Source organism: Deinococcus sp. Arct2-2, from assembly GCF_004801315.1.
Lineage (GTDB): Bacteria > Deinococcota > Deinococci > Deinococcales > Deinococcaceae > Deinococcus.
In genome coordinates this window covers 1-14,919 of sequence record NZ_SSNW01000066.1, presented here as the reverse complement: position 1 = coordinate 14,919, position 14,919 = coordinate 1, and the positions used below count along the sequence as shown (strand labels likewise).

General features: G+C 62.4%; 7 protein-coding genes. All 7 read left to right on the top strand.

Annotated features, from left to right (window positions below; translation table 11 throughout):
* Positions 1-33: 33 nt before the first annotated feature.
* The 7 genes from E7T06_RS20270 to E7T06_RS20240 all read left to right on the top strand — a co-directional run bounded on the left by E7T06_RS20270 (position 34) and on the right by E7T06_RS20240 (position 14,473).
* Entirely contained in the window at positions 34-2,364 is a 2,331-nt protein-coding gene (locus E7T06_RS20270; protein ID WP_136367579.1) for a hypothetical protein, read from the top strand.
* Positions 2,365-2,423: 59 nt separating this feature from the next.
* Entirely contained in the window at positions 2,424-5,021 is a 2,598-nt protein-coding gene (locus E7T06_RS20265) for a hypothetical protein (RefSeq protein WP_136367578.1), read from the top strand.
* 161 nt (positions 5,022-5,182) lie between these two features.
* Positions 5,183-6,733 carry a phospholipase D-like domain-containing protein gene (locus E7T06_RS20260; protein ID WP_168733685.1) on the top strand — a complete coding sequence of 517 codons (1,551 nt, stop codon included), beginning with the start codon at positions 5,183-5,185 and terminating at the stop codon, positions 6,731-6,733.
* 64 nt (positions 6,734-6,797) lie between these two features.
* Positions 6,798-7,532: a hypothetical protein gene (locus E7T06_RS20255; RefSeq protein WP_136367576.1), complete on the top strand. Its 735-nt coding sequence runs from the start codon at positions 6,798-6,800 to the stop codon at positions 7,530-7,532.
* A 37-nt stretch (positions 7,533-7,569) separates the two neighbouring features.
* Positions 7,570-9,852, top strand: coding sequence for a hypothetical protein (locus E7T06_RS20250; RefSeq protein ID WP_136367575.1), 2,283 nt, complete (start codon positions 7,570-7,572; stop codon positions 9,850-9,852).
* 252 nt (positions 9,853-10,104) lie between these two features.
* On the top strand, positions 10,105-12,351 hold the full coding sequence (locus tag E7T06_RS20245) for a hypothetical protein (protein WP_136367574.1): 2,247 nt from the start codon (positions 10,105-10,107) through the stop codon (positions 12,349-12,351).
* Positions 12,344-14,473, top strand: a complete 2,130-nt coding sequence (locus E7T06_RS20240) for a prenyltransferase/squalene oxidase repeat-containing protein (RefSeq protein WP_136367573.1) — start codon at positions 12,344-12,346, stop codon at positions 14,471-14,473. The genes E7T06_RS20245 and E7T06_RS20240 overlap by 8 nt, the downstream gene beginning before the upstream one ends.
* The last annotated feature ends 446 nt before the right edge of the window (positions 14,474-14,919 follow it).

Sequence of the window (14,919 nt, the reverse complement as noted above, 5' to 3'; positions counted from 1 at the left end):
ACGCCCCTCGTTTTACCCCAGTGGAGGAACCCCGTGCTGAGTTTTGAAGTCCCTGCTTTTGAAATCAACGGCCTGACCGTGTTCAGGGATCATGCGTTGCCGTCGCAGTTTTACTGTGCTGCGCCGCCTCCGGTGGTGGCCCGGTCTGGGGGGCGGGACATGTTTGACCTGATGGCCTACAGCGTAGAGCTTAAGCATTCGGTGCTGTCTGGCACGGCCATTCCCGAAGAACTGGGGGCCGGATTCCTGACGCTGGGCAGCGAGTGCGTGCTGAGCGCCGCGCAGCGTTCGGCGGTGCTGGGCGAACTGGCCAGCCGCACCGGACAGGCGCAAGACCAGATCAGCTTGGCGGGCATTCCTTACCACGCGGGCAATGTGCGCGTGATTGCGCTGGACAAGATCAGTGTGCCGGGAGAGCCTGCCGCCGATCCCGGTTCGGCCACTCCGGTCAAGGGCCGCCCGACCTTCGTGGAGCAAATTTTAGGCACGGGCCAGCCTGCTTTGCTGGGCGACCTCCGCAGCATTTTTTCGCTGAGTCTGAGTCAGGAGGGCGTGGCGTTTCTGAAGGGGCTGTATGAGGACAAGGCCGCCCCGGTGGGCGTGGTGTACGACCTGAAGTTTTACGGGCTGCGCCCCGCCGTAGAAGCGGTGGTTCATGCCAACCTGTCACGGATTTTCGAGCATTTCGGCGGCTCTTTGGGTGTGGGTTATGCGTGGGCCAAAGCCGAGATCAAGGCTGGAATCGATCATTTGACCGAAACGAGCGACATTCGAATAGAACTGACCAGCCAAGCGGTAGGCGAGGAAGCCAAGCAGAGCAAGGAATTGGCGCTGTCGCTGTTCCGTGACCGAATCGTGCAGGAGATGTTCCGGCCCATCACGCAGGCCGCGCCGACGCCGCCCGCTGGCTTGCTGGGCGGGTTAGGAGGCGCAGGAACAGGGAGCGTTGGCAGCAGCACAGGAGTGAACCTGACGCTGGAGCTGAAGCGCACCTACGAAGACAAGGCCGTAACCTACAGCTTCCGGGAACGCGCCCCGGAGGAACGCACGCACGCGCCGCAGAGCTTCCTGAACGTGATGCTGAGTCCGGCAGAGACGGCGCAGCACGTTCATCAGATCAGCTTGGACGACCCGTTTTTTGAGGTGCTGGAGGTGCTGGTGACTGGCCCCAGCCGGGAAGAACTGGAGGCGCTGGGCATCCGGCAGATTGCGGTGAACCTGAGGTACGGCGGTTCCGCTCAGGGCAACCCGCCCCCCGACACGGCCCAACTGATCTTCCGCCCGGATTCCACCGGGGACAAAACCTTTGCCGTGAAACGGCGGGGCCGCCGCAGCCTCGCCTACAGCGCCGCCCTCACCTACGAATTTTTGCCCCGCAGCGCCACCGACGGCGACAGCTTCCGCTACGAACTGCCGGAGCGTACCCGCACGGGCCGCTCTTTGCTGATCAATCCTTCGGCAGATTTTGGCGTGCTGAATGTGGAAGTGGAGGCTGGACGGCTGCCACCTGACACGCAGGAAGTGGACGTGGTGCTGACCTATCCGGCGGAGGCTGCGGCCAGCGCATCAAACAGCCACCCCACCGACTTCAAGGCCGAGCAGCATTTCCGACTGACGCCGACTGACACAGCTTCCGGCCCGTTGCGCTGGCAAGTTCGGACACAAGCTGTGGAGTTGCGCCTCTACGCCGCGCAATCCACTTTTGTCTTCAGCGATGGCGGCAGCTACACCGCGCCCCCACGCCCCCAGTCAGACGCGCTGCTGCGCATAGATTCGCCATTTTCAGCCGTGCGGCAACTGCTGATCAAGCCTGTGCTGGCGTCTGATCAGATCACGCAGATCACGGTGGAACTCGATTACCACGATGAAAGCGGGCTGTACCGCCGAACACGGGTGGTGGAACTGGTGCCGCCGTTTGCCAGCCTGACCCACACTTGGCCGATTCTGGACGCGGCCCGCCAAACGTTGCGTTACCGCGTGACCGTGCATGAAAGTGGCCTGCTGAGTGAGGGCGAGTGGGAGGAGACCGACGAGCCATCGCTGATCGTGGGTTCGGCGGCGCACCGGGTAGGCCGGGTAGACGTGCGACTGATCGGGCCGCCGCTGGCCGAAGTGGGTTTGGACGCCCTGCAAGTCAAGGTGCAACTGTTGCCCGCCGGAGCGCATGACCCGCCCAGCGACCCTCAAAGCGTGTTGTTGCAGGGCACGGACACCGGGGCCACCCTGACCCTCAACCTCGCGCCCAACCAACCGCTGCGCTACCGCTATCAGACCACCGCCTTCAAATCCGACGGCTCTGCCAAGGAATCGGCTTGGAAAGACATGACCACCTCGCCGCTGATTCTGTCTACGCGCACGCTCTAGCTCCCGCCCGATTTCCCGCCCCATTTGCCCCCATTCCCCTGCTGCGGAGGTGCGGCCCTATGTTGAATTTGGAGACCAGAACGGAACTGCTGGGCGTGACCGTGTTTCAAGACGCCGATCTGCCCACGCGCTTTTATCACCTGCCCGTACCGCCGCACATCACGGTGGAGCGCGGGCAACCGATGTTCGACCTGTTCAGCTACCGCAAGGGCGGCGAAGCGGGGCATGACGTGGCCGGGGGATTTTTGAACATGGTGGTAGACGTGGGGCTGGGCAGCCTGAAACCGCGCCTGGAAGGCCGACTGAAAGAACGCTACGGCGACGAAGTGACGCTCGCCCCGGTGCCGTTTACGCGGGGCACGGCGCGGGTGATCGCGCTGGGAGAAGACAGCGGTGCAGGCGGCACGGCAGATGGGGGAACACGTCCGGCCCCGGCAGCGGGAGGGGCCGCCGCACGTGGCCCCCGCTTTATAGAAAACATTCTGGGGGCTGGGCAACCCTCGCTGGACGGCGACAACCGCGCTATTTTCTCGTTTTCCCTGTCGGAAGACGGCGCGGCGTTCATGATGGGCATTCTGAGCGGCAACGTGAACGCCCGCCCTATCGGGGTCATCTATACCCTCGACTACGTGGGCCTGCTGCCCGCCTACGACCTCGAAATCAGCATCGATTTCAAGTCGTCTTACAACTATTCGCGCAGCCGCTTTACGCTGGGCACCCTGCTGTTCCGGGCCGACATCGACAACATCGTGGAGGCGCTGAAGCAGGAGCAGCATATTCGCATCAAAGAAACGGCCCGCACGCTGGAATTGTCTGACCCAGCCGCCATCCGCGAGCGGCAGACCCGCATAGACACGCTGGTGAAAGACTTGGCGACGGGGGCGTTGTTTCAGCCGACCTTGACGCCGGGAGAACCCAAAGTGCGGGGCGACACCATCACGGCTGCCGACCCCAGCACTTCGATTCCTGCGGCCACCACTGCCGGACAGATACCCGGAAACGTGGGCGCGGCCTTGCAGCACGGCCCCAGCGCCGCCGCCGCTGCCGGAACCGGGGCGATGTTGGCAGGCCGGGAACATGTGGAAGCCGACGCCGGAGCGGGAACGGGGGGAACGCCGGGAACAGGGACGGGAACGGCGTCGGGGACTTCTGGAACGGGTGGGGCAAGCACGGGCGGAACAGGCACGGGCGGCACGTCTGGAACGGGCGCAGCAACTCCCCCGGTCAAAACTGCGGGCGACGTATGGAACCAGATGGGCCGCCCGCAAGCTGCCTTCGTCCTGAAAAACATCAGTCAGGAGGAACAGCGCACCGTGACCTACAACCTGTCGCAGGTCAGCGCCCAAAGCCAGAGCATCGCGCCGCAAAACTTTATTCAGTTTCTGACCTCCGAACACGACCTGCGCGACCACTTGCACGTCGTCGACCTGAACCATCCGTTTTTTGCGCGGATCAATCTGAGTATCGGCGCTCAGGGGGTGGATTTCGCGGCAGAGGGCGTGGTGCAGATGACGGTGCAACTGCGTTACGGCACGCGGCCCGATGGCAGCGCCCCCAAAGACACCGCCGAGGCGATCCTACGAACCAGCACCGACAGCAAGGACTTCACCTTTTTTGCCGACAGCAAGCAGACCCAGTGGTACGAATACAAGTTGATCGTGGACTACCGCAACAACTTCGGCATCGGTCTGAAAGACACCCGCGTGGAAAGCGGCTGGATTCGCACGGAAGCCCGCAGCCTGTCGGTGCATCCGAGTTGGCTGGGGCGCGTGCTGCCCGTGACGCTGCAACTGGCCCCCAGCCTGCCCGCCGACGTGGCCGAAGTGCATGCGGTGGTGCGGTATATGAACCCTGACCGCAACGTCGACGATTCGGCGCAAGTGGTGTTGGGGGCGCAGAATCGCTCCACGCTGGTGCATGTGCGGCTGGCGGGCGACAGCGAGCAGGTTCAGGTGACGCCCACCGTGTTCTACACCGACGGCACCAACGAGGTCTTGCCGACCCTGCATCTGCCCGATGCCGACGTGGGCGAGTCGGATGACGTGGTGGTGCTGGATACCCCGCGTGGGGGCCACCTGAACGGTGACGTGATCATGCTCGACCCACTGAACGAACTGCAAAGCGTAGTGGTAGACACCGAAGTCAGTCAGGGCGGCAGTGTGCTGGACAGCCGCAGCCTAGAACTCGCCACACCCGGCAAGCGCGAACTGTTTTCGGTGCGTCTGGCACACCGGGGCCAGCCTGCCCAGATGCGCTACCGCGAGCGCCGCGTATTTAAGGACGGCGGTTTGGAAACCGGAGACTGGCAGGAACCCACCAGCCCCAATCTGGTTGTCGGCATTCCGGCGGAGGGCGTGCTGGCGGTGTCGGTGCGCTACATCGGGCCGCCGCCGTCGCAGATTGGCCTGAGCGCCCTGCTGCTGGATTTGGCCTACACAGACCCCGCCGGAGACCCCAAGTTTGACCAAGCCGACGCCCTGCTGATCACCGACGACCCACAGAGCTTGACGCAGGACTGGAAGGTGCGCCTACCCACCCGCACGGCCCGCACCTATACATGGAAACTCACGCTACTGGCCCAAGACGGCAGCGAGAGCAGCACCGAAGTCAGGACGGATACCCGTGACCAACTGATCTTGCGCCCGCCACCGCGCTAGGTGGGAGTCAAGGCAATCGCTGCGCTCACTCACCCCTCTGCTCCGCAGCTCTGCGAGTCCCCAGCCCTCCCCCCTCTCCTATGGAGCTTTGCAAGCCAAGGGTGAGGGAGCCAAAAACCCACGATCCTCCCCCCTCTACGCACCCCAAAAGGAGCCAAGCCATGCCCTCCCTCGATTCTGCACTGACCACCCACGCGGGCTGCACCATTACGCCGCATATTGGCGGGCCGCCCTACTTTGCCGCGCTGAAGGCCAAAATCGACGCCCTGACCGGGGCTGCTGGAGACTTTGTCTATATCGCCGGGTGGTGGCTGAACACCAATACGGCGCTGGGCGGCGCGGCCCTGACCGATCTGCTGATCGCCAAAGCCCGTGCGGGCGTGGATGTGCGCGTGTTGGGCTGGGTGATGGCCCCGTCTATTCTGACCAACAGCCGGGCACAGGCCGCGCCGCAACTTCGCAGCATTCTCGGGCTGAATGGCAACACCATGAGCTGTATCAATGCGCTGCGGGCCGAACCGAGGCTGGCCGACAAAGCGGTGCTGAATATTTTGGCGCACCCAGCAGGCGCGGTGCATATGAAGATGGCGGTTGTGGGCAGCAGCGCGGCGGCTACCGGATTCACGGGTGGTATCGACTTGCTGAATTCACGCTTGCTGCCCAGTTGGCACGATGTAGAAGTGCAAGTCGACGGCCCCGTCGTGCAGGGCTTATTTGACACCTTCCGGGTGATGTGGAACGAAATTCGGGGGCGTTCTCCGGTGTCGCTGACGGCCAACGGGGTGAACTGTGCCAGCCATACAGCTCCTTCGGGTGGCGGAAGCTTCAGCACTGGCACCGGCGGCATGCCCGATTTGCCCGCCCGCACGCTTGCCACAACCAGTGGCGGCTCTTCCCGCGCCCAAAGCGCCCGCACTTTTCCGCGCATGCGCTTTGGTTCGGTGGGCAGCATTGCCAGCTTGGGCGGGGCCAGCATTCCCAGCAATTCGCCGCTCAGCTTTGCCCCCAGCGGCCTGTTCGAGGTTCGCAACGCTTGGGAAAAGGGCATTCAGGGGGCGCAAACTTTTATTTATATCGAGGATCAGGGTTTTACGGCTGCCGAAGCCTTCGATTGGGTGAATGCCGCCGTGAAAGCCAGCGATACGCTGAAAGTGGTGGTGCTGACCGGACTGTTCGACCCGAACGACGACCCGAACAACGACACCTCCAAGTTTTTCCGCGTCACCGTCAACAGCCACCTGATCGTTGGCCTGAGCGCCGCACAACTGGCCCGCGTGGGCGTGTTCAGCCACCTGACCAAAACCATTCATACCAAAAGCACCGTTGTAGACGACGCTTGGGCCATCATCGGCTCGGCCAACGCCATGCGCCGCAGCCTGTATACCGACCTAGAACATTCGGTGGCCTTCACGGACGACGCCGGGGGCGTGGCGCGTTACCGCGAAACCCTGTGGGGCGTCCACCATCAGCAGTCTATTCCCGCTGTGCAGGCGGGCCTGAGCGCGTGGTTCAACCTGCCGTTTCAGGGGGCCGGGCCGCCACCGCCGAGGGGCATCGTGCGGCTTCAATTGCCGCTGCCCGCCACCACCCTGAATGCCCAAGAACAGGTCATGTACGACGAAGTGATGGACGCCGATTCGCGGCAGGAATGGGGCACGCAACTGATGCGGCTGTTCATGCAGCAGGCCGGAGCAGGCTCTTTTGCGCCCTGAACTCTGTTTGGTTGCTGGCCCTGAGCTGTGAATCCTTCCTCTGCCGGCTGTTTCCGAGGTCACTATGCTGGACACCCACCATTCGTTTGCCGTCCCCGAAACCCCCGGTCTGCGGGTCTACCCCGATCACGCCGATCCCACGCGCTTTTACGCCGTCCCCGATACGCCGCGTGTGGCGCGGGATGAACAAGGCCGCTCCGCCCTGAGTCTGTTGGTGTATGGCCGGGGCAGCGGGCCACAACTCAAACTGTTGGGCGGCCAAATCCTGCTGACGCTGACGTTGGCGCTGACCGATACAGAACGCAAGGCACTGACCCAAGCTCTGGAACGGCTCCTGAATCTAAAGCTGCCAAGAGATGCGTCGCCCGTCCACGTCACGCTGGTCAGCCCGGACTGGTTGGATGGAAAAGTGCAGGCCGAACTGTTACCCGGTCTGATCCTGACCGGAACACCGTCGCTGATGGCCGCCAACGAATGTGTCCTGAGCGCCGACCTGACCCCGGAAGCGGCCTTAGCCGTGCAGCAAGCGTGGAAGCAAGGACTGCCAGAGGCCCGCCTCAGCTACGATCTCAGCTTTTCTGCCGCACAGGTTGAAACCGCGCAAGACAGGGACAGCATGGCCTACACAAGCTCTCTGGGCGATGCAGTAAGCGACCCTAACCAAACCAACAGCTCTAGCTTCAGCACCTCGTTTACGTCCCAGACGACCCGCACCGCCCGCGCTTCGCTGCGCCTGGAGGGGCCGCTGGGACTGTCCCGCAGCGACCTAGACGGCAGCCTGCAAGTCACGGCGTTCTGATTCCAACCCTCTTTCGTTTTACACAAGGAGCCTGCCCATGCTGACGCTGTTCAACTCTTTTACCGTGCCGGACGTACCGAACGTGCAAATTTACCGGGACGACGAAAAACGCCACAAGTTCTATATGGTGTCCGAACGCGCCTCTATTGCGCGGGACGATGACGACAAGCCGATTTTTACCTTCATCCTGTACGCCCGCGACCTAGACCGCCTTGCCACCGGAGATCTGGAAGTGGAGCGCGGCTACTTGCAGGTCACGACCCGCGCCGGGGTGAGTAGGGCGCAGGAAGACAAGATTCGCGCCTATCTGAAGCAAAAACTGGCCGACGAACAGCGGGGCGGCTGGTGGTTCCTGAGCCTGCCCTTTGTCCAGCAGGAGCTAGAGCTGGGTTACCCGCCCATTTGGTTGTCGGGCACGGTGCAGTTTTCGGCAGTCACGCCCAGTATGGTCATCTACACCGCAGGCTCTAAGGAACCGTCGCTGATCGACAGCAACCTCGCCAGCTTTTCGGCAGACCTGAACCAAGACGGCGCGGAGTTGTTTCGGCAGGCGCTGGAAAAGGGAAACGTGCTGGCGGGCGTGCAGTACCAACTGAAATTCGCGGCGCGGATTCCGGCCATCAAAATCATCATTGACGGAGACCGGGGCGAATTTTACAAAGAAGTCAAGAATTACATCCACAAACGCTACGAAAGCCACCACTCAAGCAGCGTTTTCGGCATCGCCTACTATTCCCGCTCCTATATTCACGAGTGGGACGAGCTGAGCAGCATCACCAAGTTCCGCAACACCTTTCACAACCTGACCATTACGGTGGACGATTCCAGTTTGCCCGGAACCGAAAAAGACGCCCAGAAAGACGATCTGGAGAAGATGGCCTTCGAGATTTTCCAGACCAACGTGCTGCCCACCTTCTTTCAGCCCGCCCTGCAAGACGTGGCGAAGGAAGTGGAGAATCCGGCGACGGCCATTCCCATCAACACCGAAACCACCGGGCGCATTCATATGGAAATCACGCGCTCGCAACTTGTGGAAAAGACGGTGAATCCCAGCGTGCAGTTTTCGCAGGCCATCACGCCAGATGAGGTGAAGGCGCTGACGAGTTACCTCGATCTGAGCAACACGTTTTTTCAGGAACTCGACGTGACCGTGAATGCCAACGTGAACTTTGCCGAAGACCCGGTGTACGCCCTGAAAGTGTTTATGGAATACGACCAGCAAGACGACGTGCGCGGTATTCACGTCAAGAAGGCCAAAGAATTCTTGTTCAAGACCGCAGATCAGGCGGGGCGTTTCCGGCAGGTGATGGCAAAGGCCAGCGACGGCGCACCCAAAGACCATTACCGCTACTGGAGCGAAATCAGCTACAAGGACACCGGGGAAACGATCCGGGTGCCTGCAACGGGGGCCAACGAGAGCAACGAGCGGCAATTGGTTATTTCTTACCGCCGCTTGGGGTTCGTGAAAGTGAATCTGATGCTGGGCAGCATGCCCGACAACGTGAAGGCTGTGCAAGTCGCCATGACCTACCCCGGCTACAACGGCCCCAGCGCTCAGCAGACCTTCGAGCTGACCCAGAACAAGCCCACCGCCACCTTTTTTACCTATACGGGCAAACCGGGCGGCAGCGCGGCCAGCGACCCCGGCCCCTACCATTACCAGCCCAGTTTTATCCTGACCGACGGCCAACGCATGGAGTTGCCCGAACAGAGCGGGCAGGCCGAGAATCTGAGCATCACCAACCCGTTCGAGCAGACCATCACGACGCGGTTTATGGCGCAGGCCGATTTTGGGGTGGTGGAAAAAATAGAGGTGAACGCCCGCTACCGCGACGCGGCGCACGATTTTTCGGCGGAGCATCACGCCGAGTACACCAAGAACGGCGAGTCCAGTGCTTGGGCCTTGGGCCTGCGCGACCCCAATAAGCGCGACTTCGTCTACGACGTGCTGATTCTGTACAAAAACGGCGCTCGCAGCGACCAGAAAGACAAGGCCGGAGAACTGGGTGCGTCGCTGGCCTGCGGGGAAGGCGCGGTAGACGCCCTCGAAGTCAGCGTGATTCCCAGCACCACCGACTGGACGAAATACAAGTTGGTGCTGGTGTACCTGCGCTATCAGGACGCCGCCAACCAAATCGACGAACAGGTGAATTACACCTTCAAGCCCGACGCGCAGGCCGACCAGACGTGGAAAGTGCTGCTCCGGAACGCCCAGATGCGCGGCTACAGCTACCGCATCCGCTACATAGCCGCCAATACCGCCGACAACCATGAGATCGCTTGGACGCCTACGGATGATCCGATTTTGGTGGTGCCTTAGGGGGTGTGGCGTAGGAACAGCGTCTGAGGGTCTAAGAAAAGATGGGAAGGCAGGCTCAAGTCTATTGACAAAACTCTAGTTGTCATTGGGTTTTGCTCCCTCTCCCCTTGCGGGGGAGGGCTGGGGACCCGCAGAGCTGGGCCAGCAGAGGGGGGGAGGTGAGCGCAGCGGATGCTGTCCTGAACACAACGTCCAACAATCTCCGACCCTTTACACACGCGCTAAGTCCCAACCCAGAGGAGACCAACCACTATGCCAGACAAGAACCGGATCGATGTTCGGAGCCTCAAGCAGTTCAGTGGGGCGGCCATCCCGCAAATTGCGGTGGGGTTGCCTATGGCTCGGATGCAATACCTGATGCAGGTGGCGGGCGACGAATTGGCCCCGCACTTCACGCCCGCGCAGGAGCCGCTGCGCGATGGAGTGGCGGCGCAGGCGGTGAGTGGGCAATGGTTGTACCGCCCAGCCCTGCGGGTGGCGCAGCGCACGGTAGAACTGCTGGGGCCAGAAGTGCGCTTTCTGAAAGACCCCGCCGGAAAGGTGCGGCTACAATTTGAACTGGAAGAAGCGCCGCAAGTGGGCCTGCCTGCCGGGGCCGAACCGCTGGCCGTCAAGGTAGAAAGCGTGAGCCTGACGTGGCTGGAAGACGGCCAAGCCCGCTCGCGCACCTTCGACAGCCCCACCCTGATCGGCACGGACGACCCGAACAATCCGGCGCAGCCCAATTTCCGGTTGCGGGTGGGCGTGGACTTGCTGCCGCAGGAAGTTGACCCGCTGTACCGTGCCATGAGCCAACTGGGAGCAAACGCCGCGCTGAACGTGAATTTTTCCTATGGGTACTGGCTGGATCAGCAGGTGGACGTGACGCCGCCTACCCCGCCCATCGTTCGAGATCACCGCAGATTGGCCGACGGGGTTCGTTCGGCGTCGCTGCTGCGGAATTCTATGCTGCTGCGGCCTTTGATGGTCACTGCTGTTCCCACGCCCCCACCCACCGCTCCAGTCATCCCCGTGCCGCTCATGCTGACCCCGATGCTGAGTTTGAGGGCGGACGCGGCTCCACAGTTGCGCCGATTTGACCGCTTCGACGCCACGCTGCGCCTAGACGCCGTGCGAATTGGCGACCTGCTGGACAAAAGGCGTCAGCGCGAAACGCAGAGCAATTTCCGGCAAGTCACCCTGACCCGCAGCGTCCCCTTCTTTTTTGACCCGGCGCTGGAACACAACCGCCCGGTGTTCAGTGCAGTGGTGGGCGATTCTTCGCTAGGGACGGTGTGGCAAAACATCGGCTTCGGCTTGGTGCGGGCCGCCAACTTTCCCAATACCGTGTACCGGCTGCCCGATGAAATCCGCTTGGCTTATAACGTGGATTTGGCTGCCCCACACGTTATTCCTGCGCTGTACCGCGACGATGATGAGGACATCCGGGTGCGCGTGTTGCTGCGGGCCGCGCCTTGGTACGACCCCGAAAGCCTGGTGAAGCTGCGCGATACCTTGCGCAAAACCAGCGGCGGCGCGATCAGTTTTGCCAACGTGGTCATGGGCGGCTACGAAAAAGCGGTGCTGAAACTGGGCGGAGCCTTTCCCGATCAGGTGAAGGCACTAGGCGGCGCACAAGAGATAGAAATTGGACTGGAAGGCAGTTTTGAAATCGTGATCGACCTGTCGCTGGAGTTTTACCGCTTGCTGGCGCAACTGCTGGTTGGCCCTATCGGACTGACTGGGCAAGTGGCCGTGACGCTGGACATGGCCGCACCCGGCGACCCCACCCCACAACTTCAGGTGTTTCATGTGCCGCTGCGCCTGAATCTGGCCGATGTGGCGAGCCTGCCCACCACCGTCACGCTGCCCGCCGAAACCCTGTCTCCAGGCCAAATCGTACTCAGCAGCGGAGCGGGCGTAGAGACCCGCGTGGGCGGCTGCGCGGCCCGTCTGCTGCAATACGACGAGAATTCGGTGACGCCGCTGGAAGTCTTCGAGGCCGTGGTGGACAGCCCCGCCTTTCCGCTGACGCTGCCTGCCACCGGGCCACTGACGCTGAACGTGACCCCCAAAGCCGACCTGCAAGGCGAACTCTGGAACGCCATTCAGATCGAGCTGACCGGACATGAGCTGATGGCCCCCAGCAGCCAAATCTTGGAACATATCCACGAAGTCGCGCCCAGTGGTTCGGTGAGTTGGAAGGTGCAAATCGAGTGCCCACCGCTGACGCGTAGTCCGCTGCCCGACGCCTTCCAAACGCTTTACCGGGTAGAAGTGCAGCTTCAGAGCGCCGGGTTTGAGGGTCAGCAAGTGGTGCTGAGTCCGGCGCAGGCTCAGGCGCAGCTCAGCATGAATCAGACCCTCCGCGACATCGTGGGCAATGCGGGCGGCAGCGTGAATCACTTCAAGTACCGCGTGCGGAACATCTACCTCGATCATCAGGGCCAATGGAGCGAGTTGAAGGACGGCGAGGGTTCCAACCTGTTCGTGTTTCCCAATCCGGTGCTCAATGACTAGAGCCAGCGAGGTTATCCCCACCCGAATTGCCGCCGAACGTGGCCTCGCCTACCTGCTGCGTTGCCAGCATCCGGCAGGCAGCTTCACCGATTTTTGGCTGCCTGTGGGCACGTCGGATGCGTGGGTCACGGCTTATGTGGGCCTTGCCCTGCACGCCGTATCGGGTTGCTCTTGGCTGCCGGACGATACCCGTGCTTTGACCGATGCCGCCGCCCGCCGCGCCGCCCGGTGGCTGCTGGATCACGCGCATCCACGCGGCGGCTGGGGCTATAACGCTTCCGTCAGTGCCGATGCCGACAGCACCGCGCACGCCCTCTCGCTGCTGGCCCGCTTGAACATGGATATTCCGGCGCAGGCAGTGGCCTTTCTGAACGCCCACCGGGTGGACGACGTGGGCTTTTGCACCTACGCCTGGCCATCCAGTTCTGTACACCTGTGGACACAGCCCTGCCCGGACGTGAGCGCCGCCGCCCTGCGCTGCCTGCACGATCTGGGAGAACTGACGCAGACGCAACTGCAGGCTGCCTGGCTGTCTATGGTGGGCGGGCAGCAGCAAAGTGATGGTCTGTGGGAAGGCTACTGGTGGCCCAGTCCCGCCTACCCCACCGGGCTGGCCCTCGAAGTGTGGAACACCGCTGGCCGCCCGCCGCTGCGCTGGGTTCCGGCCCGCTGGCCTGTCCCCGAAAGTGGTTTGAGTGCCTTTGACCTGGCCTGGTCTTTGCGCGCCCAGACACTGTTGGACGGCACACCTTCTGAGAATCCAGACCTGCAGAACACAGAGCGCACTGAACTCGCGGCCCAACTCCTGACCCTGCAGGCCGCAGACGGCGCCTGGCCCTCCTCTCCCCTGTTGCGTGTGCCCCCTGCCCATCCCACCAGCGGCGGCGTGACTCTGCGGGCGCAGGATACTCGGCGCGTTTTTACGTCGGCCAGTGTGCTGCGGGCACTTGTGTTGGGTGCGCCAGATGTTACAGCGCCTACAGAATTCAGCCCCTTTCGGCAACCGCGCCAGCCCATTTCGCCCCCGCACCCAGATCACTCGCCCTTGACCAAATTGGTCTGGCAAGTCGCGCAGGCTGCTGGATTTCCGCCCACTCAGGCCGCACAGGCGCGGGACTTGTTTGGGCACCTGACCCGCCTGAGCCTGCGCCCGCCTGCACCCTGGCCTTCGCGTCAACTGACGGCGCTGTCGGGTGGAATGCCGCTGGAGTTTTCCGCCACGGTGGGCGCACAGGTTGGCCCCGCCCTGCGCTACGCCACCGAGGTCAGCGATCCATATTTGCCGCCGCCTGCCCGTGTTCAAAGTGGGCTGACGATCTTGCGGGAAGTGGCCGAAACTGTGGGGTATCAGGACAGCTGGCAGCGGCTCTGGCCTGCCGTGAGGCTGCTGACCGCCCCCATGCCACACGCCCCGGACGGCACACGTTTTACCGTCTGGGGCGGCGTGGATCAGGCGGCGGCTATGGCCAATCAGCTCTACCCACCGCCCGCGCTAAAGCTGTACCTGAACACCCTGCACCGTGAATTGGGCGGCGGACGCCCCCGCGTGGCGGACGCCCTGCACGCCGCCCAGCTTCCTGTGACCCCACTGTTGCAACAAGCCCTGACCCTGCTGGACGCCGCTGGATTCCCGCAGGAACTCGGTTTTGCGCTCGGCCCACGCGGGCAGGTGGCCTGCAAGGTGTACTACGAACTGTCTGGCTGGCGGCCCGCACTGGTTCAGGAGTTGCTGCAAATCAGCAATCTGCCGGGCCTGCTCAAAGACCTCACCCCCGATATTCCTGGCCTGATTCGCGTGGGTCTGGCCACCAAAAGCCGGGCCGGGATTGGGGTACGGCTTGACCCCAGTACGGGCCAGATCACAGAACTGATGACCGCCTGCGCCTTCCCTACGCCCTTTCTCCCTCTGCAGACCACCGTTCAGCGGGTCGAGAACTGGCTGGAAGCTCAGAGCGGTGATGCCGCACCCTACCGCGCGCTCGTCCAGGCCATCCGCCCGACCTGGCCTGACCACGACGCCGCAACGCGGGCCATGCATAGCCTCTTTACCCGCACGGTGAGCGTGTGGGGAAATCGGACAACGATTTACCTTCGCCCGATGCTGGCTCTTGAGGAGTTGTAGGGCTGTTGACATGATGGTGGAGCATGAATGGGATCAGGGCCGGCTGATTTGCCGTAACCGACGCCAGGCCCGACCGACACCGATACCCGATGAAGATCATCCAGCACGCCCTCTGGCTGGATCACCGCTTTGCTCGGAGCGACAGATATGTCTAGCGCCTTGAGATCGGTTACCAGCATGAAAACGGTCATCAGGGCGAACAGGAGAAGGCCAAGCCAAAGCCGCCAGGTCTCATATCGGGACTGACCAACGCGCATCACACTTTGCTGTGCAACAACTCACTAGAACCTCAAGAGCAGGTTTGAAGTCCGTGATTACAGATGAACAGCCAGCAGGCTGAGGCCCTCAGGAGAGATCTTTTGCAGCTCCGGTAATGGGCTTGAGTCGATTCTGCGCACGTCTGGTTAAGCCACCCCTGCTTGGCGCTCGAACTCGTGTGGTGTCAA

Coding starts and splice junctions, on each gene's coding strand:
- E7T06_RS20245 (WP_136367574.1), top strand. CDS start 10,105: ATGCCAGACAAGAACCGGATCGATGTTCGGAGCCTCAAGCAGTTCAGT.
- E7T06_RS20240 (WP_136367573.1), top strand. CDS start 12,344: ATGACTAGAGCCAGCGAGGTTATCCCCACCCGAATTGCCGCCGAACGT.
- E7T06_RS20265 (WP_136367578.1), top strand. CDS start 2,424: ATGTTGAATTTGGAGACCAGAACGGAACTGCTGGGCGTGACCGTGTTT.
- E7T06_RS20250 (WP_136367575.1), top strand. CDS start 7,570: ATGCTGACGCTGTTCAACTCTTTTACCGTGCCGGACGTACCGAACGTG.
- E7T06_RS20260 (WP_168733685.1), top strand. CDS start 5,183: ATGCCCTCCCTCGATTCTGCACTGACCACCCACGCGGGCTGCACCATT.
- E7T06_RS20255 (WP_136367576.1), top strand. CDS start 6,798: ATGCTGGACACCCACCATTCGTTTGCCGTCCCCGAAACCCCCGGTCTG.